Raw genomic sequence first — 25,870 nt, forward strand, 5'->3', positions numbered from 1 at the left:
TTAATTATTGGTTACAATAATTAAAAGGTACTTCATTAAACCTAAATGAAGTACCTTCCATATAACTAAGTAAATAGTTCTAACAACTCTTTTTCTGTTAAGCTTTTTAAAATCTGACCACTGTCCAGTCCATTTTCTAAGACCTTATTTATTAACTCTTTTTTATTCTCCTGAAGTCTTACTATCTTCTCCTCAACAGAATCTTTTGCAATAAGCTTTATTACTTCTACTATATTCTTTTGCCCAAATCTGTGAGCTCTATCTGTGGCTTGATCTTCAACAGCAGGATTCCACCAAGGGTCAAAGTGTATTACTAAATCTGCACCTGTTAGGTTCAGTCCTGTCCCCCCTGCTTTTAAGGATATAAGAAATACTGGTGTGTCATCTTCATTAAACTTATTTACAGTATCTATTCTGTCTTTAGCTTTCATAGCGCCATCTAAATAATAATGTTTTATCTTATTCTCTTTTAGTTCTTTGCTTATTATTTTAAGCATGGAAGTGAATTGAGAAAATACAAGTATTTTATGACCTTCCTCTATACTTTGCTGTACTATCTCAAGAAGTGCTTCAAGTTTACCACTTCCTCCATCATAGTCCGCCATTATTAATGAAGGATCTAAGGAAATCTGCCTTATCCTAGTTAAATAAGATAAAAGCTTCACACTTATTCCTGATCTATCTATTTCCTCTTCCATCTTTTCTCTTATGTCATCAACATAAGCTTTATATACTTTCTTTTGTTCATCTTTCATATCAACAATTATATTTTTTTCTATCTTATCTGGAAGTTCTAATATAACGTCCTTTTTCTTTCTTCTTAATATGAAAGGTTTTATATACATGCTTAACTTTTTAATACTCTCCTCATCCTTATCAAAAAGCTCCTTAAATTTTTCCTCGCTATATAAATATCCAGGCATTAAAAAGTCAAATATAGACCATAACTCCACCAAAGAGTTCTCCATAGGTGTTCCTGTTAATGCAAATCTTAAGTCGGCCTTTATCTCTTTTACACATTTAGCACTTAATGAAGATGCGTTTTTTATATTTTGAGCCTCATCTATAATGAAATAATTAAACTTCTTTTCTTTATATAGTTGTATATCTCTTCTTAAGGTTCCATAGGAGGTTATTATAACATCTACATCCTCAATATTATTAAGCTTACTCTCCCTCTCCTCAGGAAGACCACTTAATATCTCAAGTTTTAACTGTGGAGCAAATTTATTAAACTCATCTCTCCAGTTATATATAAGTGAGGTTGGTGCAACTATTAGAGTTTTAGTATTTTTATTAGATAAAATAAAGGTTATAGCTTGAAGGGTTTTACCTAATCCCATCTCATCTCCTAATACTCCTCCAAAACTCAAATACTCTAAAGACTTCATCCATCTATAACCCACTTTTTGATATTCTCTTAGGGTGGCATTTAACCCCTCTGGAATTTCAACTTTATAATCCTTTAAGGAGGTTATTTTCTCTTTCATATCTTCTATGAAATTTAAACCTTCTATAAATTCAACCCTATTATCTTTAACTAAGGCATCTATTATTAAGGCTTTATTTTTAGGTATTTCTATTAATTCATCAATACCCCCGCCCATTCCTATTCCATCTAACAGTCTTAAAAGTTTATTTAATTCCTGGTTCTCTAAATCAATAAACTCTCCCTTAGCCATTTTATAAAACTTTTTACCTTTTCTTATGGCATCAAGTATTCTTTTTATTTCCTTACGAGACAAATTTCCTACAGAATAGTTAAACTCGAAATAATTTATTTTCTCTTTTATATCTGCCTTTATATTAAACTCTTTTATTATTCCTTTGTTTTTTATATTATCTGAATAATAAACATCTCCATAAGTTAATAATGTATTGGTTCCAAACTTCAAGAAATTAAATTCCTTCTCTTCATCTCCTTGTAAATAAAAACTTCTATCTTTAGCTCTTAAGTCCATGCTAGATAAAACCTCAAGAACCTCTTTTTCCTTTAAACTATCTCTTTTTATAAATTTATTATACTCCTTAGGGTCTATTGGATTTATTATATATTCACCATATCTAAATAAAACCTCTACAGTTATATACTTATCTCTATCCAAATAAAAATCTATCTTAAGATCTTCTTCTATTATGTCTCTTCTAATGTCTTCTTGAATCTCTACCTTAGAAGTAATCCTAGTTAAAAATGGTGCTATATTTTCTAAAACCTTTAGTTTATGTTTTTTATCTATCTCTATAGATTTATCTATCTTTTTTCTTAAATACTTGTAATCAGTTCTCTGTTTATAAGGAGGTAAATAAAAATCATCTTCATAAACCATAACCTGAAAACTTGAACCCAACACTTTAGGATAAGCCTTGTCTTCTATTATTAAATTTTCATCACTTTCTATAATAGAAAATTTCAAGGGTACTTCCTTAGAAAATATATTTCTCAACTTATAATAATCACTTACTCTACTAAAAACCTTAACGCCTTCTAATATTTCTAGCACCTCATGGAGTTTAGATATAGGTAATATTATATGTTTGCCTCTAATTATGCTATTTCTAAAAGAGCTTTGTTCCCTCATTAATGAGGTTTCACTACGAACTTCTGTTATTAAAAATTCTAAAAACCTTAAATACTCTTCACTAAAAATATGTTTTTTCCCATCAAAGGTGAATTCTTTTCCAAAATTCATTTCTCCTTGATTCTCAAATACATTAAAAAACTCCCTAATTTCTTTTAATACATATAATTTTTCTCTACCAATCTTAAAGCAAATAGTAAAGTACTCTGAATCAATATCAAACTCTGGAACTATATTAACTACTTCTTTAATATTCCGCCCTATCCCCTCTGAAAAAGCTAATAAAAATTCTTCTTGGGTCGAGGACTTTTCCTTTAGATACCTTTCATAGTTTTCCTCTGGATCTTCTAAATTACCTTCTTCATCACACTCAAATAAAGCAGATAAAAGAAGTGCATTTATGTGCTTACATCTATAACTTTTTTTAGATGAATTTTTCTCAAAGTCTTTACAGGTACAACTAGTATCTCTAACTGACCATATTACACTATTTAATGTAATGGAGCTTTTATATGTGCTTATTAAATCCTGTGATAATATCTCTCCACGCAATAAATAACCATCATCAATACTTTCAAAAGCACTATTCACAATATATCCTTCATTATAAACCACAGTTGCTTTTTTTATAGAATATGTTGGAGTCCTATCTATTAAAATCCCTATTAATTCGCCTACACTCATACTCCACCTCATAAATTAAAAATTCAATACTTACATTATAACCTATTTATTCCTAAAATAAAAAACCTCCGAAGAAAATCCCTTTTAAAAACTTCTGTACAGATGTACAGCTGTACACTTGTACAATCTTACGATTGTAAAATTAATTTTTTGTACAATTGTACATTTGTACATTTGTTTTTGAAAAAAACTGTACACCTGTACAATTGTACAAGTGTACAAATATTCTTATATATATATATATCGATTTAAAAGACTAAAAACATGAGATTATAATAAAAAAACAAAAAACTATGAGAAAATCCCATAGTTTTTAATTCTAAAATACAATATTATTTTATTAATTTATTTAAAATACACAAAGCACCTTTAAAGCCCACATAAGGATTGTTAACTTGTTCACCTCTTGAATAAACCAAATTAGGCAAATCAATTTGAAGTTTATTGCAGTTTTCTTTACCTATATTAATTACTACTCCATTCCCCATAAGGATATCATAATCCCCTTTAAGGATTATTTCTTCCCATATTCTTTCTTCATAAAAGGGTACCTCTTCTGTAGATAAAGAAGGTGACGAGCACCATATATTGTTGATATTTATCCCTATTTCATCTCTCAGGAAATCTCTAATACCTCTTACAACATCATAATGACCACTTAGACAAATAGATTTATTTTTTAGAACTAGTGAAGCTTCATCTATTTTTTCTTTTAATAATTTCTCTTCATTTTCCACAAACTCTTTATTAATAGAAATCTTAGCTGCTTTTTCTATTTTTTTAATCCACTCAAAAGTTCCTTTAAGTCCATAAGGTCTACCCATTACATATGGAGTGCCAAAATTTCTTTCCAATACTTTTGCTGCTTCTTCACCTTCACTTCTCATTACAATATTAAGATGGACAGCTCCCATATTTTCTATTTCCTTTATGCTTGTATTTGAAGTAAGAGTACATACATTTTCTCCATTAAAGCCATCTTTCATTATTCTATCTACTTCCATGCAGTCAACTTCATAATTGTAGTCATCAGCACAGGCTCCAATAATGTTATAGGTGAAGTTTTCACTTTTATTAACCTCCTTAGGTATGTGAGCTACTAAGATTTCAAGTGCATTTTTTACACCCAAAGTCCAATCACCTTTAAATCCATCATTAGAAATATAAATAAAATTAATATGAGGGTATTTCTCGCTGTATATATAACTATAAGCTTCTAAGTCAATTCCTATTACAGAAGATACTGTGGAAGACATTAAGAATATATTCGTTGCAAGACCTTCATTTACTATATCATCAATAGCCTTATCCATTCTGCTTACATCGCCCATGGCAATATCATTTTCATCTAAGTGAGTGGTGTATAATTGACCGTTTTGTACTCCCTTCATTTTATGAAAATTGTTTAAGGCAAAACGTGTTGTTCCTGCTGTACCAAGTTCTAATATACATGCACCTCTTATAGACAACAATGTCCATAATGCTCCCATTCTGTCTGAAGGTATAGAATAATATTTATATAATCCCATTTATAACTCCTCCTTCATAGCCTTAAGTAAAGTCAATGGAGCCTCAAATCCTAATTTTCCTGCAAGCACCATATAGGGCGTTATGATTTTTGTATTTCCTGCGTTTTTATTATCTAAAACTGCTCCAATGAAATAATCTAATTCTTTATCCTTTAGGATATTTTTTAAAGTTAAATAATCAAAACTTCTACCTACAAATGGGTTGTTGCCTGATTCTAATATTTTATTTTTTAAAGACTCATTTTCTTCAAAATAGTATTCTATCTCCATGTATTCTAGCTTCATTCCTAAAGATGTAAGAAGGTGATTAAGCCCAAAACTATCTATCCCTAAATATCCTGTCCCAAAACTTTTCCCTCTAAAATCATGTACATATGTTTTAGCAGCTTCTTCATATAACCCTTGAACCTCTTTAGCTATATCTATATCTAGAGCTTCACCTATCTCTAAATAAGCTTTCTTTATACATTCAAACTCTAAGCTATAATTGAATATTATATATTGTATCCCATAATCCTCCTGCATCCTTTTGGCTATAGGTAGGTAAGTTAAATCAGTGACAATATTAAGCTTAACCTTAGATGCAGTTTTTAGTTTATCTAATGATAAATCAAATGGGATACAACTATTAATATTTATTTCCTTGCTTTCTAAAAGCTTTATAATCTCACTATTTTTTATTAAAGAATACTTGCTCCCAATAATATTTACGCTTTTCTCTTCTATAGCTTGTTTTTCTATTAAGTCACATAAAGCTAAAACAGTATTTTTTTCAGCTGGCATAGCACTATAGCACTTAAAGTGGGCTCCATTAATATATATAACTTTTAAATCGAGCTCTAAAGCAGCTTCATCTACAATGCTTTCAAAGTCTTCTCCTATCATCTCAGGAACACAGGCAGAAACTAAAAAAATCACTTTTGACTCTACTGATTCCTTAATTGTCTTTAATGCTTCATAAACACCATCTCTACAGCCAAAAACTACTTCATTTGAATTCATAGAATAAGACCATACCTTATTTTGTCTTAATGTTTTTTCTTCCTGTATTGATATATTTTTATTATAATAAGTACATTCTGCAGTACCTACTACAAGCATATATGCATCCTCAATTTCATTAACAATACTGGTAACTGGAGCTATAGGACAACGTGTTCCTGGATAAATTGCAGTTGTCCCTGACTTTATTGCTTTATCACTATCTATATATGAAAGTCTATTTAATCGACTTAAATAATCCTCTGTAATCATATTTCACCTCAATCTTAACTTATTAACAACCCTGCAAGTTTTTTATAAGCATTTGCCATATCACTATCAGGAAAAGCTTGTACAACAGTCATTCCCATTCCCTCTGCTTTTTGCACTGCTCCATTTCTCTCTACATGAAACAAAACATCCGCACCGATTTCTTCTGCTGCCTTCTCAACTAACTCTTTTTCACCTTCAAAATTCTTAGCATTAAAAATTAGCCCTTTAAGCTTTGCATATCCTATCTTTCCAAAGTTTTTTACTGCATGTGATATGTTTGTTGCTGCATATAAGGACATCATCTCTCCAGATGTAACTATGCAAACTTCATCAGCATATCCACCTCTTATTGGCATTGCAAAACCGCCACACACAACATCACCTAAAACATCATATATTACAACATCGGGATTATAAGTTTCGTAAGCTTTTAATTCCTTAAGTTTTTCAAAGGCAGTTATTATACCTCTTCCAGCGCAACCTATACCAGGAGTTGGACCACCTGCTTCAACACATAAAACCCCCGAACTACTTTCAAAAACTAAATCTTCCAAAGTTAAGGGTTTATTTCCTAATGTTCTTAAAGTCTCTAAAACTGTAGGAATAGACTCCCCATTAGTTAAATTTCTTGTAGAATCCGCCTTAGGATCACACCCTATCTGCATAACCCTATAACCCATAGCCGCCAAAGCAGCAGATATATTAGATACAGTAGTGGATTTTCCTATTCCACCTTTACCATATATAGCTATTCTCTTCATTTTCTCCTCCATTAATGATACAATTAGATATCGATAATTATTTTCAATTAGTTTCTTAAATTATATCAATAGAGTTTCTTTTATGAAAATGGATTAATATTAAATATATGATGGACTATTATTTAAACCCATATAATAAGCTCTTATACTTCTAAAGCATACTCTATTCTCATGTATAAAAAGAAAGCCATAGCAAAACGCCATGACTCACATATTCTATGCTATATCTAATTTTTTATCAATTATCTTAGCTACATAAAAAAAGGCTGCTAATAACAATCCTAATTTGACTATTATTGAAAATATATTTATATGTATTTCCAATCCAAATACCGATTGTCCTGCATTTAATAGTTTTCTTCTCCTAAACCACATCAAGTTTTTTATCTATTGCTTTTGAAGCTAAAATAAAAGTACCTGCTAATATTCCTAATTTAGCTAGAGCTGAGAATACGTTTATTCTTATTCTCCAACCCAAAATACTTTGACCCATATTAAGCATTTTTCCTACGCTATATACAAACTTCTCCATCTTAATTGAAATAGTTCCCAAATTCAAATCCTGTAGTATATGAAAATTAAACTTAAAAAGTACATACATTACTAGTATAGTTATTCCAATTCCCAGTAAAGATGAACTCAGGACGCCATTTAGCTTAGTTCTTATTAATATGATAGAGATTAGTAAAACTATATATATTATAAGACTATAATCAAATAGGCTTATATAATTTAAAACTTCAGATAAAACCCTCCATAACTCATTTGATATTACAATTAATCTTAAAGAAATTATTAATCCTAGTATGCTAGTTAGTAATTGAACTATACCAAACTCAATTATTTTAGATAAAATGAACTTCTTACCTGAAATATCGGTTAAAAATAACAGTTTGCTTTTTCTATCAGATAATTGAATATTGGTAATTACTATATTAAACCCTAAATGAATAATCATAATGTAGGTTGAAAATAACACTAGCATATTTCTGTACTCGTTCACACCCATACCAATTGTATAGCTCACTCCATTTTCATTTATAGTACTTTTATTATTCCATATCATAAATGAAACCATTAATGTTACTATAACTATCTCCCAAAAATAAAACCATCTAACCTCTTTAAAATTATGTTTCAATAGATTTAACATACCTTTTCCCCCTTATAAATCCCTTTATATATATCATCTAGTGAAGCTCTATTTTTAGCTCTTAAGGTTTCAACTTCCTCTTTTAAAAATATGTTGCCATCTTTTAAAAAGGCTACCTCATCTAGTATTCTCTCAAGTTCATATATTTGGTGGGTAGTTATTATCATAGAAACTTCACCATCTAAATTATCTATAATAATATCAAGTATTTCTTCTCTAGCTAAAGGATCTACCCCTGATAAAGGTTCATCTAATATAAATAGTTTTGCTTTTCTACTTAAGGTAAGTGCAAGCGCAAACTTCTCATAAGTTCCTTTAGATAAGTTATTAATTTTATCCTTCTCTTCAATTCCTAGAGTTTTTAGTAGGTTTTTAGCTTTTATTTCATCAAAATCCTCAAAAAAATCCTTATAAAACTCAACTCCGTCTTTTACCCTCATCCATCTACTAAATATATTTTTATCTTGAAGCATTGCAACTAAGTTTTTTGTATCTACACCAGCTTCTATTTCATCAATTAATATTTTTCCTTGGGTTGGTTTTAGAAAACTTTCTATAAGATTAAGTAAAGTTGTTTTCCCACATCCATTGGGTCCTAATAACCCTAATACTTTCCCTTTTTCTAAAGATAAGTTAATATCTTTAAGTATTAGCTTCTGACCATATGCCTTTGATAATCCCATTATCTCTAAAATATTACTCATAAATTCTCCCCCTAAAACTTCTCATTAATTAGATTCACTACTTCTTCTTTGTTTAAGCCAAGTTCCTTCATATTTGTTATAAAGGATTCTAGAAGTTCTTTTGCGTTCTCTTTCTTTAATTTATCTATTATCGCTCTATCTTCAGTTACATACTTACCTAGCCCTCTTTGAGTATATATAAGTCTTTCTAGTTCAAGCTCCCCATACACCCTTTGTATAGTATTAGGATTAACCTTTAATCTACTGGCTAGCTCTCTTACAGATTCTAGTTTTTCTCCCATCTCTAGTTCCTCTGAGATTATCTTCTTTTTTATATAATTAACTATTTGAAGGTATATTGGTTCTCTATTATTAAATTCAAAATCTATTTCTTTCACCTCCACGCCTACTGTATTAATTAAATAGTACAGTAGTCGTGAATAAATTGTCAAGTATTTCTAAAAATAAAAACCACAGAAAATTCTGTGGCCTTTAACATATTGTTATTCTCCTTTTTCAATTGCCTTTATAGATTCAGAAAATTGTGGTAGGTGTTTTTTATGTGCTAATAACATTTCATTTAATAATTCTCTAGCTATTTTTCCACTTGGAACTAATGGATTGATTGTGAAAGCATGAAGTGCTGTTCCATAATTTCCTGTTACAGCTGCCTCAATAGTTGTAAGTTCCATTGCCTTCATTATTTGAAGCATTCCTGATGCCGCTGGTTTAAAATCTCCCCATGCTATTGGTTGAGGACCTGCTGCTGTGATTATAGAAGATACTTCAACTACACAATCATCTGGCAAATCTTTTATAGCTCCATTATTTTTTGTACTAACAACCATATCTGTTCTTTTATCATTATAAATAGAGTTGATTACTTCGCAAGCAGCATCACTATAATATGCTCCTCCACGTTTCATAAGTTGTTCTGGTTTATAGTCAAGCTTTGGATCTTTATAAAGTTCAAATAATTCTTCTTCAGTACGCTTAACAACCTCAGCTCTTGTACCGTTATCCTTAAAGTCCTCTAATTCTTCTTTTAACATATCATCAGTTATATAATAATAACGGTGATATGAACATGGTAATATTCCAAGGTCTCTTATTTGTTGAGACATAAAAGATATATTTTTAATATTAGCAACCCCTAATTTTTCTTGCTCTTTAGCATGTTCTGGTTTATACATTTGCATGAAGTCTTTTTCTGTTCCATATAAACCTTCAATAGCTTCAGCTGTTAGTTCATTACCTTTTCTATCCCAAACTCTATGCCAGTGGAAATGGTTTAATCCAGCAAATTTAAAGTATAAATCTTCTTCTTTCTTTTCTAAAGCATTTGAAGCAAGCTTTCTAGCTGATATAGGAACATTACATAAACCTACAACTTTGTCCCAATTACCATATCTAATAACTGCTTCTGTAATCATTCCTGATGGATTTGTAAAGTTTATAAGCCAAGCATTGGGACATAATTCTTTCATGTCTTCCACTATATCAAGAATCACAGGAACAGTTCTGAAAGCTTTGAACATCCCACCAGCTCCATTGGTTTCTTGTCCTATTATCCCATGGCTTAAAGGAATTCTTTCATCTTTTATCCTTGCATCTAAAAGTCCCACACGGAATTGCGTTGATACAAAATCCGCATCTTTTAAGGCTTCTCTTCTATCTAATGTTAAATAAACCTTCCAATCAAGACCTGCTGCTTTAACCATTCTTTGAGCCATTGCTCCTACTATTTCTAGCTTTTCTTTTCCCTCTTCAATATCAACAAGCCAAATTTCTCCTATAGGAAGCTCATCTTTTCTTTTAATATATCCTTCAATTAATTCTGGGGTATAACTTGATCCTCCACCTATTGTAACTATTTTAATTTTATTCTTTCCCATTGTTATTCCTCCTTCTTATTTATGAAAATGACAAGCTAATTAAGCTTGCCATTAAAATAGATATATAATTTTTACATTTCTACAGAATCAGAAACTGCCGTTTCTGCATCTTGTTCCTGTTTAACATTTATAGCATCTTGCTTCTTAAAAAACGGGAAATATATAGCTGTTGAAATTACCATAATAATAGTTTGCATCAGTGCACCTCTCCAACCTAAAACTAGTAAGCCTGATATTATAGGCGGAGTTGTCCAAGGAACTGTTACCCCTGAAAATGGTGGTATCATACCTGTCTTTATAGCTAAATAACAAATAATAGCTGTTACTGTTGGTGCAGCAACAAAAGGTACAAACATTAATGGATTCATTACTATTGGGAAACCAAATATAGCGGGTTCATTAATGTTAAATAGTCCTGGAACTAAAGCTATTTTACCTAATGATTTTGATTGTGCTGATTTTCCTGCAATTAGCATTGCAAATACTAATCCTAAAGTTAATCCTGAACCACCAAGTTGTAGGAATAAAGATCTAAATTGTTCAGTAACTACTGTTGCTCCATTTGCTATTGTTAATTCTTTTCCTGCTTCTATTATTGATTGGTTGGTTGCCATATTAGCAGTTGTCAATGCTGTAAATACACTTCCAACTATTTGTGATCCATGCACTCCAAACCACCAGAAAAATGGTACAAGGAATCCTAATACAATCGCTCCTACAAACGAATCCGAGAAACCTTGAAGTGGAGTTTGAAGAACTTTATATATCCATTCAATTAAAGTAGTATTTAAAGCAACTTTAAAAACTTGATAAACTACTGTTGCTCCAACAATGATAACTAATCCTGGTATTAAAGCTGCAAATTGGTTTGAAACACCTGCTGGAACACCATCTGGTAGTTTTATTGTTATCTTCTTTCTTAAAAACCAAGTATATACCCAACCTACAATTAAACCAATTATGATAGCTGCTACCATACCCTTACCACCTAGCCAAGTTCTAGGTATAACCCCTGTAACTGTTGTTACAGCCTTAGTAGTAGGATCTGTTACACTTGAAAATTGATCTAAAGTTAAGAAAAATACAACTTCTGCTATTATTCCTGCTGCTACTGGTTCATAATCTTCATTTTTAACATATATATATGCTATACCAAATACAGCAAACACTGCTAAAATATTAAAGCTTGAATTATATGCTTGTAATAATGGAGCAGTCCAATTTTTTCCGAATTGATCTACCATCCAATTATTGAATGCTGGTATAGGAAGTTGAGCAAGCAGTAAGAAAACTGACCCTATCAATGTAAGAGGCAACGTATACATTATACCCTCTTTTACTGCCACTACACCTTTTAAACTAACAAATTTCATTACACCTTCTATTATTTTTTCTGAGAAATTTGAAGATTTGTCCATTTTTAAATCCTCCTTGAGTAAATAATTTTTTTAATAGTTAAGTTTCTATAATTGCTATTTTTTTATTTTTCTAACATTTTTAATGCAAAATCTAAAACCTTGTCCCCTTTCATCATTCCATAATCAACAGAATTAATCACATCAATTGGAACTCCTTTTGTTGAGCAAAGTTTTTTAGCTGCTGATAATTTATATCTAACCTGTGGACCTAACAAAGCCACATCTATACCTTCTTCTAATTTCTTAGACATAGTTGATTCTGGAAATGCTTCTATCCTTGCTTCGATACCTTTTACTTTTGCTGCTTCTTGCATTTTTGCAACTAAAACGCTTGTTGACATTCCTGCAGCACAAAATAATGTTATTTTAATCATATCTATCACCTCACCTTCCAAAACTTATTTTAGATAAATATTTATATATAAACTAATAAAAATTAGTTTTTAACTAATGTATTAACAAGCTTTCTCAATTCAATGATCTGCCCAATAAGATTTTTTTCGCTTATAGCAGTCATTAAATGATCCTGAGCATGTACAAATAACACCCCTATCTCTGTTTTCTCTCCAGCAGCTTCTTTTTGTAGTAAGTTTGTCTGAGCATTGTGTGCAACCTCTAGAGCCTCATCTGCTTTTTCCATTAGTTCATTTGCTTCTTCGTATTTACCTTCATTTACTTTTTCAAGTGCTTCATATGCGCTAGCTTTTGCATCTCCAGCATTTATTATTAGATTCATTACTACCATTTCTAATTCAGTCATTAATTACTCCCTCCATTTCCCTTCAAATCTACATTTATTCACTTCATTCACCTCATTCTAATAAATCTTTTAGTTCATGACAACATTTTCATCCGCTTTAGGTTTAAAGTTTCAGATTATTTAGTCTTTCATAATATAACTTGAAATTTTAATCCAAACTTATACTTATAGGTTCTAATACTCTATTTTTCACATAGGTTATTAATTAACATTTTTTAACATAAAAATAGGATTGGAACAATTATTGCTCCAATCCTAAAAATATTAATCTTCTAATATAAACTTTTCTATTAATTGTGCTACTCCATCTTCTTCATTAGATAATGTAACATACTGAGCTATAGATTTAATCTCTTCTGTTGCATTCCCCATAGCTACCCCTAATCCAGCAAACTCAATCATATGTTTATCATTACCTTCATCTCCAACACAGATAACCTCGCTTTTATCTATTCCTAGATAATCTGCTAAAGCTTTTACTCCAGCACCTTTATTACAATCTTTGTGCACAAATTCTAAAAAGGCAACATTACTTCTAAGTATACTATACTCTTCATATAACTCTTTAGGAAGCAACTCTATAGCCTTGTTTAAAACTTCTGGCTCATCAATCATCATAAACTTTCCTATTTCATCATCCTCGTCCACTTCATCTAACTCTTTTACTGTTAGCTTTAGGCAATTTCTATCAGCTACTTGCTGAGTATATCTTGTATTTTTAGGAGTAAATAAACCATTTTTCAATGATATTCCTAATATGTTAACTCCCACATCTTTACTAACCTTACGAAGTATCTTTCCATCTTTTCCAGATAGAGCTTTAAAGTTTATTATTTCTTTTGTCTCAGTATTTTGAATTAATGCTCCGTTATAACTTAATACATAATCTCCATCAGATATTAAATCTAAATCCTTAAGGTATCCATATATTCCATCTATAGATCTACCTGAAGCTAATACGACTTTTACACCTTTTTCCTTGGCTTTTTTTATTGCATTTTTTGTTCTTTCAGATATGCTTTTATCATCTCTTAGAAGAGTTCCATCCATATCCATTGCTATTAATTTATACATAAATTACCTCCCCATATACTATAGAAACTAGTTTTATTATCACATAGCTCTTTAAAAATACCAAGTAGTTTTCATATGATGAAATTTAATTCTACCATTAATTATTTGATGAAAATTTTCAATTATTATGTTATACTATTGCGGATAGCGTAAATATAAATGAAAAGGAATGAGAAGTATTGATTACAGTAACTAATGTAAGCTTAAGATATGGCGACAAAAAACTATTTGAAGATGTAAATATCAAATTTACTCCTGGAAACTGTTATGGAGTTATAGGTGCTAATGGAGCAGGTAAAAGTACCTTTTTAAAGGTTTTATCTGGTGATGTTCAACCTAATACAGGAGATGTATCTATTCCAAAGGATATTAGAATGTCCGTTTTAAAACAGGACCATTATGAATATGATGAATACCCTGTTCTTGAAACTGTTATAAGAGGAAATGAAAGACTTTATGAAATAATGAGAGAAAAGGATGAGCTTTATGCAAAACCAGATTTTTCAGACGAAGATGGTATAAAAGCCTCTGAACTTGAAGGTGAATTTGCTGACCTAAATGGTTGGGAAGCAGAATCTGATGCTTCATCTTTATTACAAGGTTTAGGAATTACTACAGATCTTCACGATAAGAAAGTTTCAGAACTTACTGGTGGAGATAAGATTAAGGTTTTACTAGCTCAAGCTTTATTCGGAAACCCAGGTATACTTATCCTAGATGAGCCTACTAACCATTTAGATATTAAATCAATTAACTGGTTAGAAGAGTTCCTAATAAACTTTGAAGGAACAGTTATAGTTGTATCCCATGATAGACATTTCTTAAACAAAGTATGTACTCACATGGCTGACGTTGACTTTGGTAAGATTAAATTATATGTAGGTAACTATGATTTCTGGTATGAATCAAGCCAACTTGCATTACAAATGTCTAAGGATCAAAACAAGAAGAAGGAAGAAAAAATAAAAGAGTTACAAGAATTTATAGCTAGATTTAGTGCCAATGCTTCTAAATCTAAACAAGCTACTTCTCGTAAGAAACTTCTTGATAAAATAACTTTAGATGACATTCAACCATCTAGCAGAAGATATCCTTTCGTTGGTTTTAAACCTGAAAGAGAAGTTGGTAATGATATTCTTAGAATTGAAGGACTAACTAAATCTATAGATGGAGTTAAAGTATTAGATAATGTAAACTTCTTTGTAAACAAAGGAGATAAAATAGCTTTCGTAGGTGATGAAATAGGTATAACAACCTTATTTAAAATCCTTATGGATGAATTAGAAGCAGATGCTGGAGATTTCAAATGGGGAGTAACTATAACAAAAGCATATTTCCCTAAAGACAACTCTCAGTTCTTTAATGATGTAAATCTAAACTTAGTTGATTGGTTAAGACAATATTCTGATGAAAAATCTGAAAGTTATTTAAGAGGATTTTTAGGAAGAATGTTATTCTCTGGAGACGAAGCTCTTAAAGAAGCTAAAGTTTTATCTGGAGGAGAAAAGGTTAGATGTATGTTATCTAAAATGATGCTATCAAGTGCTAATGTACTTATTTTAGACCAACCTACAAACCACTTGGATCTTGAATCTATAACTGCTGTAAATAATGGTTTAAGAGACTATAAGAGTAATTTATTATTCACATCTCATGACCATCAATTTATAGAAACTATAGCAAACAGAATCATTGAAGTAACTCCTGAAGGAACTATCATAGATAAGCAAATGTCTTACGATGAATACTTAGAGTGGAAAAAATAATATAAAGATAAGCGAGCAGTAATCTGCTCGCTTAATTTTATGCTATAATCTAATTGGGGAAAGATTTGTTTTAATTCATTTGTATTGTTTAAGAAATTTTCCGTTTCTTTTTAACCTTTTGCCGAAGGTTATTTATATAAAGTTTAAACTTGAACATTTTCTTTTCCCTTTTAAATGATTCAATAATTAATCATTTAAAATTATCCTCTTGATTTTCCACCTGATATATTTACAGTTGTACCTGTGATATAATCAGCTCTATCTGATATTAGATAAGTAACTAAATTACCTATATCATCTAACTTTCCCGCTCTTCCTAGTGGAATCACTTTACTGTAGTCAGTATTTAACTGATCTGGTTTTACTCCTCTTGTATAAGCTAAGGCCTCATTATATGCTGGTGAAGTAAGCCCTGTAGGCTCATTAATTCCCGGTGCAACACCAACTACTCTAATGTTATATGCTCCAAGCTCTTTTGCCCATGACCTAGTAAATCCATTTACAGCGCCCTTTGTAGCTGAATAACAACTTTGCCCTGCTGATCCTTCCATACCAGCTTCTGATGTTATATTTATTATTGATCCTTTATTCTGTTTAAGCATTTGTTTTACAACAGCTTGGGTACAGAAAAACAATCCTTTTTGATTAACTGCAACCATAAAATCAAAGTCTTTTTCATTTAATTCGTACTCTGGTTTTTGCCCCTTCAAATCTACCAATAGTCTTGGTAAATTAACTCCTGCATTATTTACGAGAGCATCTATTTTCCCGTATTTATCAAGGATCGTTTTAACCATTTTCTCTACACTATCTTTTTTAGTTATATCACACTTTACATTAAAGACCCCATCTTCACCTTCTCCTGTCTCTACACTTAAGTCACTTATAGCAACTTTTGCTCCTTCATCTATAAGCTGTTTAGCTATATGTTTGCCTATGCCTGATGCTCCTCCAGTCACTATTACTACATTATTTTCAATACCCAACCATGTTCTTTTATTTTCCATCTATAATCCCTCCTTACTATGCTCTTACTATTTCTATAACTGATCCTATCTCTATAGAAGGAATATCACTACTTTCAATAAACAACGTACCTGCCACATTTGCTTCATCTTCACCAGTGAATTTAAGAGTAATATGCCCTAACTCTTTTAAATTAGGATTAACAGCCTCTCCTACTGCAGTTATCTTAAAAGCTTTTCCATCAATCTTTAAAATATCTTTTTCATGAATATCAGTGTATAGCACATTTTCATCATGAATAAAACAATAATCTATAAGCTCCTCTGGAGCATCTCCTTTAAAAGTAATGAACATATTATGAGAGAAAAATTCCTTAGCATTTTTTCCAATATTTGTTATAACTGTTTTATATACTAACTCCATAATATTAATTCCTTTCGATTTTGTAATTTATGCAGAATATAATCCAAAACTTGCTAACCACGCTATTATAACTGTAGGTGCACCAGTTAAAAATCTTGAGTATAACACAGAAGGAACACCTACTTGAACTGTCTCTGGTTCTGCTTCTGCTAAGCCTAAACCTACTGGTATAAAGTCAGCTGCACATTGTGCATTTATTGCAAATAACGCTGGCAGTGCTAAATGAGGTGGTATATTCCCTTTACCTATTTCAACTCCGATTAAAACTCCTATTATTTGTGCTATAACAGCTCCTGGTCCTAAAAATGGAGAAAGTAACGGAAATGAGCATATAAGTGATAATATTATTAATCCCCAAATAGTTCCTGCTAATGGAGTAAGTAATGATGCAAAAGCATTTCCTAATCCAGATGCGTTAATTATTCCTATCAATGTAGCAACAAAGGCCATGAAAGGTAGTATTGTATGAATAACTGTATCTATTGTATCTCTTCCAGCTTGAAAGAATATTGATGTTATTTTTCCTATCCCTATTCCTATTTTAGCTACAAGTCCATCACTCTGTTCACTTATCTTTTTGTCAGTATCAAAACCCATTTTATTTGCCTCCCTTTATAATACTTCTATATTTTTTTCCTTAACGTCAGAAACATATATATCTTCTTTTATGAACATTGCCAAAGGACCACTTTTACCTGTTGCCATAATGTTTACTGTAGGAATCTTTTTTTGTGGATATATGCCACATCTTAAAGTTCCTCCACAATTTATTACAACACAAGCAATTTCTTTATCCTTAACTCCTGTTTTAAATCCATCTACCAATTCACAGCCAGACAACTCTGCTATTTTAACAGCTTCTTTTGGTCTCGATCCCCCAGTTATATATACAACCTTATTTCTTGTCTCATTAGGTTCAACATATATAGGACCGCCCCATCCAGCTGAGCCTTTTGTTATTTTCAATTTGTTATAAGTCATTGTTCTTTCCCCTTTCGATTAATTATTATGCTAGTTCAACTGTTTCAGATAACTGAACTCCTTGTTGCTTTTGAACAAACTTAGTTGTAAAGTCTGTAACCCATCCTCTAAAGAAGTTAGTAACCATTCCAACCAAAAAGTATCTAACAGCCAAGTCTGTTGAGGATAACCCTAAGGTTGTTATTCCATTTGCTATTCCTAAGAAAATGAATAATTCACCTGGATTTATATGTGGGAATAATCCATTCATTGAATGACAAGAAAAAGATGCTGCTGCATAATAGCTTGGCTTATATTTTTCAGGTAAAAACTTTCCTAATGATAATGTCATAGGATTTGCGAAAATAAAAGTTCCAAGTACAGGTAATATAAGATATCTTGTTATTGGGTTTGCAGATGATTTGCTAGCCAACCTATCTATTCTTTCAGTACCTATTAATTTTATTAAAGCATTCATAATTAGTAATAAAGATACTAGTACTGGAACTATACCTGTAACAAAACTTACAAATGTCTCTCCCCCCGCTCTAAATAATCCCATAAACTTATCAGCAAATTGTGCTAATGCTTGCATTTATAATACCTCCCTAAAATTTTTGATAAATAGTTTTTTCAATTAGTTCTATGTTTTCTTCTTTAACTTCTGTTTGAATTTCTTTTTCCTCCACTCCTTTCTTAAACTGATTAAAGTTATCTATAGCATTTAAAATAGCTACCCTTATTAATTTTTTGTATTGCTTCAAATCTACTTCTGCTAAATCTCCTATTTTCTTTCCTTCTAGTCCAGTAAAACCTTTTACTTTGGCTAGAACAGAAATTCCTTGCATTATCTTGCAGTCAAATATCCTATCTTCTTCATCTATATTAATAAGAACTATGGTTCCAGCTTGAAGATATCCTCTTTTTCTTCCTATAGCTACCCTTCCTTTTCTTCTCATATCTATATAATTTTGATTAAAATTTTTAATTTGCATAAACCCAAAAGCAAAATTTAGTATCCAACATATTATTCCTATAAAAATTAACATAACCACATTATTCATTAAAACTTCTCCTTTCTGTTTAAATCTAAGAATTCCTTATAACTTCTTACTTTACAGAGTTCTTCTATAAACTTTTTGTTTTGGCAGATTTTTAAGATCTCTTCGTATACACTTATGACCATATCTGGATCTATGTTGTTTTCATCTGGAACTATAAGCATTATTATCAACCTTACTTCATTTTTTCCCCAAACTATGGGTTCTTCTAATATTCCCATGGAAATGCTGAACCTATCATTTCCGTAGTTTACTGCATGAGGTAATCCCACGTAGTTATCAAAAGCTGTTGGTGACTTATTCTCTCTTTCAATAAGTCTCTTCTTAAAATCTTTATCTAAAGTCAATACTTCTGATAAATTAGTAACCATGTAATCTATAGCACCTACATAATCTTTTCTATTAATTATAAAAAACTGCTCCTGTGGTATACTCAGATGTATAAATGGTTTGTCGTAACCTTCATAGCTTGCATTACTATTTTTCAAATTATATTTTCTCTCTATTTCTTTCACTATCTGAGAATCACTAAATATGGCATTTAGCTTTATAACTATAGGTTTTAGTTCATAATGAATATCAACAGTGGTAAAAATAATGTCATAATTATTTAAAAGCTCTTCTGATACTTCTAAATCAGAGTAGGTATCTATTTTCTTATTGTCTCCTAGTAATTTTCTTAACTTAATATCCAATAATTTTGCAGTACCAATACCGGTGCCACATATTAAGGCTATATTTTTAATTGAATAATACTTGTTATTTCTCCTTTCTACATAGCTTCCAAAATGGAGAGCTATATATCCAACTTCATCTTCTATTACCTTAACACCATAAAAACCTTCTATTATTTTTGCTGCTACTTTAGCCAAAGTATATGGGAATGGGTAATATCTCTTTATATCTTCTATTAATGGATTATGAATTGGTAAATTAAAAATAATTCTATTTATTGCAAAGTTTAAATGGTATTTTAGATTCTCACACATATCCTTATCTTCGCTTATATCTAAACCCATTTGATTATATATTTCATCTCTTATTTCACCTACAAGTCTCTTGATTGCTGGTGTTATTTTTATCTCAGAATCAGCATTTTTTACTGGAGAATACCTTCCCATTAGTGGTAGTGTTAGATATATGACTTCATTTTCAGATAAGCCTATACTCATCTTTTTAGAGATTAAATCTCCAATTTTTTGAGCTAGCTTAAAGTCATCTGTGTATATTAATTCCTTATGTTTTTCATCTAGTTTCTTTATATATTTTTGTTGTTTAATTCTAACTAAAAGAATCATTATAAAACTTAGTATATTTCTTAATACCTCATCTGAGATTTTATAATTATTATTTTTGAATAGGTCTATTAATTGACTTTCTAAGTCCTTATAAATATCTTCTGATATAAAAGTCCAATTATTACTATGCATAGATTCTTTTTCAAAACCTTTACACAAGAAATAAATAAAAAACAATCTCTTATTTATTTCATTCCCTTGAAGAGAAATTCCATCATTGGTTTTACCTTTTATTTGTATATTAAAATTAGTTAGTATGTGAGCTATTTTTTTCAAATCATTTATTAACGTAGTTCTACTCACATTTAATTCTTCAGCTAAGTCATCTGTTTTAAAAGTATTTTCCTCACTTATAAACTTTTTGATAATATATGAACTTCTATCTGTAGATGTAATTAAGAACTTACAGTTGATTTTATCGTTTATATGCTTTTTTCTAATTTCCTCAAATTTCTCTTTATCATATTTTAATAACCTATACCCCCTATACTTATTATTCTCAACTTGAGCAATATCTTCTGCTAATATTTCATTTAATTGCTTTATATAATTTCTTATAGTTCTTGTGCTTACTTCAAGATATTGGGCAAGTTCTTCTAGCTTAAAATATTCTTTATCCTCCAATTTCATAAGAAGAATCATTAGTTTACTATCTATAGTTACTAGATTCATTATTCTCTTCCTTTCTCCCTCACCTGATAATCTAATCTTAGAATATTTTCTCAAATTAATTAATACATACTTTTTCATTTAACATGTGAAAATTATTTACTAATCTAATTACTTAAATTAATCAAGTTTATTTTTATATAAATTTAAAGACTACATAGGTTTTATTAGTACCCACATAGTCTTTGTATTTAAGTGTGTTTAACTTATATTTGGCAATTTACTCTCTATTATATTTTTAACCTTTTTAGGCAATCCATCTAATTCTTCCTTTGACAAGTCTTTTGTCTCTATCATTGGATGTACATATAACTCTACATCAGCTGGTTTAATTTTATTTCCGTTCTGCTCCATTAATTTATAAGAACCTCTTATTGTAACTGGCACGATTGCAACCTTTGCCTTAGTAGCTAATTTAAAACTTCCTGCTTTAAAGTCTCCTAATTTATCCCCTTTACTTCTAGTTCCTTCTGGAAATATTACTAAAGAGTGTCCTGATTTTAATATATTAACCCCTTGAACTATTGCTTCTGCTGATTTTCTTATATTACTTCTATCCATAAATACGCAATCTATAAATTCCATCCAAGTGTGTACAAGTGGCCATGATTTCATTTCTGCCTTTGCTATGTATCCTTTCGGCTTTTTTATATAACTTAAAAATAATGCTATATCAAAGTTACTTTGATGATTACCTATAAATAATACAGGCACATCTTTAGGTATATTCTCTTCACCATATATCTTTACTCTTGCTCCACTTAATTTCATTTGAGATAATGCCCATCTTCTAGTAGTTTTTTCAATATACTCTATTGCTTCTGGATTTTTTCCATCCTTTATCATTTTTTTAACCCTAAACATCTCTGGGGTTTTTAATAACAAGCTTACTGCGAAATGAGTATACCAAGCTATTGTTCTTAACATAAATATTCCTCCATACTTAGTGTATTATATCTATTATACATTTTTTATTCATAAAGAAAAAGCTATTGGCTTATCCAATAGCTTTTTAAATGAAATATTACATTGCTTCTTCGTCAAAATTACCATCTTTAAATTGGCTGTTATAAAGATCTGCATAGAAACCATTTTGTTCTAATAATTGTTTATGATTTCCTTGTTCTATAACAGTTCCTTGATTCATAACAAGTATCAAATCTGCATCCTTAATTGTAGATAATCTATGAGCTATTACGAAGCTTGTTCTTCCTTCCATAAGCTTATTCATAGCTTTTTGTATATACACTTCTGTTCTTGTATCTACACTACTTGTTGCTTCATCAAGTATTAATATTGATGGATCTGCCAATATTGCTCTAGCAATTGTTAATAATTGTTTTTGTCCTTGAGATATATTTGAAGCTTCTTCATTTAATACTGTATCATAACCCTCTGTAAGAGTTCTTATGAAGTGATCTGCATGAGCTGCTTTAGCTGCCTCAATTACGTCTTCATCAGTAGCACCCTTTCTTCCATAAGCTATATTTTCTTTTATAGTTCCTTGGAAGGACCAAGTATCTTGAAGTACCATACCAAATATATTTCTTAAATTTTCACGTTTTAAATCTCTTAGGTCTACTCCATCAACAGTTATCTTACCACCATTTATTTCATAGAATCTCATAAGAAGATTTACTAATGTAGTTTTCCCCGCTCCAGTAGGTCCTACTATAGCTATGGTTTGACCTTTCTTAACATCGATATTCATATTTTCTATAAGCTTAGAATCTTCTTTGTAGCTAAAGTCAACATTTTCGAATTTAACTTCACCTTTTACATTATCTAAAACAACTGCATCTTTTGAATCGGGAATTTCTTCAACTTCATCTAAAACTTCAAATACACGTTCTGCTGCTGCAACTGTAGATTGAATTATATTAGCTATATTTGCAGTTTGGTTTATAGGTTGAGAGAACTGTCTCATGTATTGTATGAAAGCTTGAATATCTCCTACACTTATTGAACCTTTAGTAGCTAAGTATCCACCTGTTACTGATACTGCAACGTAACCAATATTATTAACAAAACCCATCAAAGGCATTATTAATCCAGATATAAATTGAGCTTTCCAACCTGATTTATATAGATCTTCATTTACATCATTAAACTTCTTTAGAGATGCTTTTTCTCTTCCGAATGCTTTAACTATATTATGTCCTGAATACATTTCTTCTATATGACCATTTAATTCACCTAAATGTTTTTGTTGAGCTGTAAAATATTTTTGAGATTTTCCTAATATAGGTCTTATAACAAAAATACTCACTGGAAGCACAACTATAGCTATAAGCGTCATTTTCCAACTTATTGAGAACATCATACCAAGTATACCTACTATAGTAACTATAGATGTTATAAGTTGGGTTAATGATTGTTGAAGTGTTGCCGCTACAGTATCTAAGTCATTTGTAAAACGGCTTAATACGTCTCCCTTTGTTCTAGCATCAAAATATTTTAAAGGTAATTTTTCTAACTTATTATTTAAATCATTTCTCATATCATAAACAGTATTTTGAGCTACTCCTGACATTATCCAACCTTGGATAAATGTAAATACTGAACTTATAGCATAAAAGAGGATAAGTAATAATAATATATTTCTAACATACTCAAAGTCTATTTCTGGTTTATAACTTCCAAATACAGCTTTTATTGTATCTACATCTCCAGATTGCATAGCTGTATTAACTTTTGAGATATCCTCATCTGAAAGATATTTTTCTAATATTTCTTGAACTTTTTCTGACTGTTCTTTTGCTTCAGGAGTTTGCTGAGCTTCTAAAGCCTTCTTCATTTGTTCCGCTGCTTGTGCTTGTATTTGAGGAGCTAATTTAGGATTAGCTTTTATCTGCTCTTCAATTTGCTTCTTTTGAGCATCCATCTGCTCCTTCATAGTAGTTACTGCTTCAGTAACCCCTTTACTCACTGCGCTATATTCATATTTTGCCACTATACCTTCAAATAATCTTGTAGTAGCCTTTCCCATTATCTTAGGACTAACTATAGAAAATATTGTAGCTAATATTGCTACTAAAAATACTGATATTATATGAACCGCTCTTGGTCTTAGGTATCCTATTAATCTCTTTAAAGTTCCTTTAAAGTCCTTTGCTTTTTCTCCAGACATTACTACTCCGCCCATTGGACCTCCACCCATATGTCCGCCTCTTTTTGGAGCATTGTTTTTCATTTCACTCATGATATCTCCTCCTCTGAAAGTTGTGAAGATACAATCTCACGATATATTTCACAGTTATTTAGAAGCTCTTTATGAGTTCCCATTCCTGCAATCTCCCCTTGTTCTAATACTATTATTCTATCTGCATCCATTACTGTACTTACTCTTTGTGCAACTATTATTACTGTAGCGTCTCCTGTTTCTTTATTAAGAGCAGCTCTTAACTTAGCATCTGTCTTTAAATCTAATGCTGAGAAACTATCATCAAAAACATATATTTCAGGTCTTTTAATTAAAGCTCTTGCTATAGCCAAACGTTGTTTTTGTCCACCTGATACGTTATTACCACCTTGAGCAATAAAAGAGTCAAATCCATCTTTCATATTAGTTACAAAATCCAATGCTTGAGCAACCTCAGCTGCATGTTTAACTTCTTCATCTGTAGCGTCTTCTTTACCATATCTTATATTATCTGAAACACTTCCTGAAAATAATACTGCCTTTTGAGGAACTATTCCAATTTTATTTCTTAAATCTTCTTGAAGCATATCTTTTATATCTACACCATCTACTAATATACTTCCTTTTTCCACATCATAAAAACGTGGTATTAAATTAATAAGTGCTGATTTACCTGAACCAGTACTCCCAATTATAGCTGTAGTTTCACCTGGTCTTGCATCAAATGAAATGTTGCTAAGTACAGGTTCTTCTGCTCCTGGGTATCTAAAATATACATTTTTAAATTCTACATGCCCACGTTCAACTTTCTTATTATTAGGATTTTTAGGGTCTAGTATTTCTGGTTTTAAATCTAAAACTTCATTTATTCTTACTGCTGATGCTGATGCTCTTGGTATTAATATAAACATCATAGCAACCATAATAACAGACATCATTATTTGCATAGCATATTGAATAAATGCCATTAAATCACCAACTGCCATTTCTCCTAAATCTATACGATTTGCTCCAAACCAAAGGATACCTATAGTCATTAAGTTGAATATAAACATCATAAGTGGCATTAAAGTTGCTAACATTTTATTAACTTTAATAGCTGTGTCAGTTAAATCTTTATTTGCTGCTTTAAATCTATCTTTTTCAAAATCAGTTCTATTAAAAGCACGTATAACCCTTATTCCTGTTAAGCCTTCTCTAACTACTAGATTTAGTTTATCAACCTTTGTTTGCATGCTTTTAAATAGTGGCATTCCTTTTACAGCTACAAATATCATCATACCTAAAACTAAAGGAATAGCTGCTGCAATAACTCTAGCTAGATACGTGTCTTTAGAAAGAGCCATTATAAGCGCACCAACAAACATTATAGGTGCCATAACTAATATTCTAAGTCCCATTACCATTACTGTTTGAACTTGTGTTATATCATTTGTTGTTCTTGTAATAAGCGAAGATGTTGGTATTTTGTTAAACTCATTAAGAGAAAACCCTTCTACATGAGTAAATACTTCTCTTCTAACATCTCTTGAAAATGCCATAGCAACTTTGGATGCAAATAATGCTGCTACAACTGAGCATAAAGTTCCCCCTAAAGCTACAAGTAACATCTTTCCACCTGTTTGTAATATATAATCAACATCACTATTTACTATTCCAGTATCAACTATATCCGACATCAAGTTAGGTAAATTTAATTCTGCCATAACTTGAAAATATATTAATACTAATATAACTACGACCGAAATCCAATACTTTTTCAAAAACCTAAATAATTTGATCATTCATTTCATCT

General features: G+C 30.7%; 21 protein-coding genes and 1 pseudogene. 1 reads left to right on the plus strand and 21 read right to left on the minus strand.

Features of this window, described 5'->3' with window-relative positions; translation table 11 throughout:
• Positions 1-65 precede the first annotated feature (65 nt).
• From B3N22_RS21665 to yidA, 12 genes are all read right to left on the minus strand, one after another.
• On the minus strand, positions 66-3,263 hold the full coding sequence (locus B3N22_RS21665; RefSeq protein WP_286910480.1) for a DEAD/DEAH box helicase: 3,198 nt from the start codon (positions 3,261-3,263) through the stop codon (positions 66-68).
• Between the two features lie 332 nt (positions 3,264-3,595).
• Positions 3,596-4,792, minus strand: coding sequence for a nitrogenase component 1 (locus tag B3N22_RS21670; protein WP_286910482.1), 1,197 nt, complete (start codon positions 4,790-4,792; stop codon positions 3,596-3,598).
• A complete protein-coding gene (locus B3N22_RS21675) occupies positions 4,793-6,046 on the minus strand; it encodes a nitrogenase component 1 (protein WP_286910485.1) in 1,254 nt (417 codons plus the stop codon).
• A 14-nt stretch (positions 6,047-6,060) separates the two neighbouring features.
• A complete protein-coding gene (locus tag B3N22_RS21680; protein ID WP_073020220.1) occupies positions 6,061-6,807 on the minus strand; it encodes a nucleotide-binding protein in 747 nt (248 codons plus the stop codon).
• A 364-nt stretch (positions 6,808-7,171) separates the two neighbouring features.
• On the minus strand, positions 7,172-7,960 hold the full coding sequence (locus B3N22_RS21685) for a hypothetical protein (protein WP_286910487.1): 789 nt from the start codon (positions 7,958-7,960) through the stop codon (positions 7,172-7,174).
• On the minus strand, positions 7,954-8,664 hold the full coding sequence (locus B3N22_RS21690; protein ID WP_286910489.1) for an ABC transporter ATP-binding protein: 711 nt from the start codon (positions 8,662-8,664) through the stop codon (positions 7,954-7,956). The genes B3N22_RS21685 and B3N22_RS21690 overlap by 7 nt, the downstream gene beginning before the upstream one ends.
• A gap of 11 nt (positions 8,665-8,675) precedes the next feature.
• Complete coding sequence (locus tag B3N22_RS21695; protein WP_349676657.1) at positions 8,676-9,041, minus strand: GntR family transcriptional regulator; 366 nt, start codon at positions 9,039-9,041, stop codon at positions 8,676-8,678.
• Positions 9,042-9,146: 105 nt separating this feature from the next.
• Positions 9,147-10,538, minus strand: coding sequence for a 6-phospho-beta-glucosidase (locus B3N22_RS21700; protein WP_286910491.1), 1,392 nt, complete (start codon positions 10,536-10,538; stop codon positions 9,147-9,149).
• Between the two features lie 71 nt (positions 10,539-10,609).
• Complete coding sequence (locus B3N22_RS21705; RefSeq protein ID WP_286910493.1) at positions 10,610-11,956, minus strand: PTS sugar transporter subunit IIC; 1,347 nt, start codon at positions 11,954-11,956, stop codon at positions 10,610-10,612.
• A 62-nt stretch (positions 11,957-12,018) separates the two neighbouring features.
• Positions 12,019-12,330, minus strand: coding sequence for a PTS sugar transporter subunit IIB (locus B3N22_RS21710; RefSeq protein WP_286910494.1), 312 nt, complete (start codon positions 12,328-12,330; stop codon positions 12,019-12,021).
• Between the two features lie 62 nt (positions 12,331-12,392).
• Positions 12,393-12,716, minus strand: coding sequence for a PTS sugar transporter subunit IIA (locus B3N22_RS21715; protein ID WP_286910496.1), 324 nt, complete (start codon positions 12,714-12,716; stop codon positions 12,393-12,395).
• Between the two features lie 264 nt (positions 12,717-12,980).
• The gene (gene yidA, locus B3N22_RS21720) at positions 12,981-13,790 is read right to left on the minus strand and encodes a sugar-phosphatase (RefSeq protein ID WP_286910498.1); all 810 of its coding nucleotides are present in this window, start codon (positions 13,788-13,790) and stop codon (positions 12,981-12,983) included.
• A 179-nt stretch (positions 13,791-13,969) separates the two neighbouring features.
• Here yidA and B3N22_RS21725 point away from each other — a divergent pair, with 179 nt between their 5' ends.
• Positions 13,970-15,556 carry an ABC-F family ATP-binding cassette domain-containing protein gene (locus B3N22_RS21725; protein ID WP_286910500.1) on the plus strand — a complete coding sequence of 529 codons (1,587 nt, stop codon included), beginning with the start codon at positions 13,970-13,972 and terminating at the stop codon, positions 15,554-15,556.
• 200 nt (positions 15,557-15,756) lie between these two features.
• Here the strand turns inward: B3N22_RS21725 and B3N22_RS21730 are convergent, their stop codons facing one another.
• The 9 genes and pseudogenes from B3N22_RS21730 to B3N22_RS21770 form a co-directional block, all read right to left on the minus strand.
• Entirely contained in the window at positions 15,757-16,563 is an 807-nt protein-coding gene (locus tag B3N22_RS21730; protein WP_286910502.1) for an SDR family oxidoreductase, read from the minus strand.
• A gap of 16 nt (positions 16,564-16,579) precedes the next feature.
• Positions 16,580-16,945 (minus strand): PTS glucitol/sorbitol transporter subunit IIA, encoded by a 366-nt coding sequence (locus tag B3N22_RS21735; RefSeq protein ID WP_021804242.1) that lies wholly within the window; start codon positions 16,943-16,945, stop codon positions 16,580-16,582.
• A gap of 27 nt (positions 16,946-16,972) precedes the next feature.
• Positions 16,973-17,926: pseudogene (gene srlE, locus B3N22_RS21740) on the minus strand (PTS glucitol/sorbitol transporter subunit IIB).
• Between the two features lie 25 nt (positions 17,927-17,951).
• Positions 17,952-18,500 carry a PTS glucitol/sorbitol transporter subunit IIC gene (gene srlA, locus B3N22_RS21745; protein WP_073020196.1) on the minus strand — a complete coding sequence of 183 codons (549 nt, stop codon included), beginning with the start codon at positions 18,498-18,500 and terminating at the stop codon, positions 17,952-17,954.
• Between the two features lie 13 nt (positions 18,501-18,513).
• Positions 18,514-18,969, minus strand: coding sequence for a transcriptional regulator GutM (locus B3N22_RS21750; RefSeq protein WP_286910506.1), 456 nt, complete (start codon positions 18,967-18,969; stop codon positions 18,514-18,516).
• Complete coding sequence (locus B3N22_RS21755) at positions 18,969-20,936, minus strand: BglG family transcription antiterminator (protein WP_286910508.1); 1,968 nt, start codon at positions 20,934-20,936, stop codon at positions 18,969-18,971. The genes B3N22_RS21750 and B3N22_RS21755 overlap by 1 nt, the downstream gene beginning before the upstream one ends.
• Positions 20,937-21,134: 198 nt before the next feature.
• Positions 21,135-21,860 carry a lysophospholipid acyltransferase family protein gene (locus B3N22_RS21760; protein ID WP_286910510.1) on the minus strand — a complete coding sequence of 242 codons (726 nt, stop codon included), beginning with the start codon at positions 21,858-21,860 and terminating at the stop codon, positions 21,135-21,137.
• 97 nt (positions 21,861-21,957) lie between these two features.
• The gene (locus B3N22_RS21765; RefSeq protein ID WP_286910512.1) at positions 21,958-24,135 is read right to left on the minus strand and encodes an ABC transporter ATP-binding protein; all 2,178 of its coding nucleotides are present in this window, start codon (positions 24,133-24,135) and stop codon (positions 21,958-21,960) included.
• Positions 24,132-25,859 (minus strand): ABC transporter ATP-binding protein, encoded by a 1,728-nt coding sequence (locus B3N22_RS21770; protein ID WP_286910514.1) that lies wholly within the window; start codon positions 25,857-25,859, stop codon positions 24,132-24,134. Before B3N22_RS21770 ends, B3N22_RS21765 begins: the two co-directional genes overlap by 4 nt.
• Positions 25,860-25,870: the final 11 nt, after the last annotated feature.

Origin of the sequence: Clostridium sp. UBA1652 (genome assembly GCF_002320975.1) — a bacterium.
Taxonomy (GTDB): Bacteria; Bacillota; Clostridia; order Clostridiales; family Clostridiaceae; genus Clostridium_T; species Clostridium_T intestinale.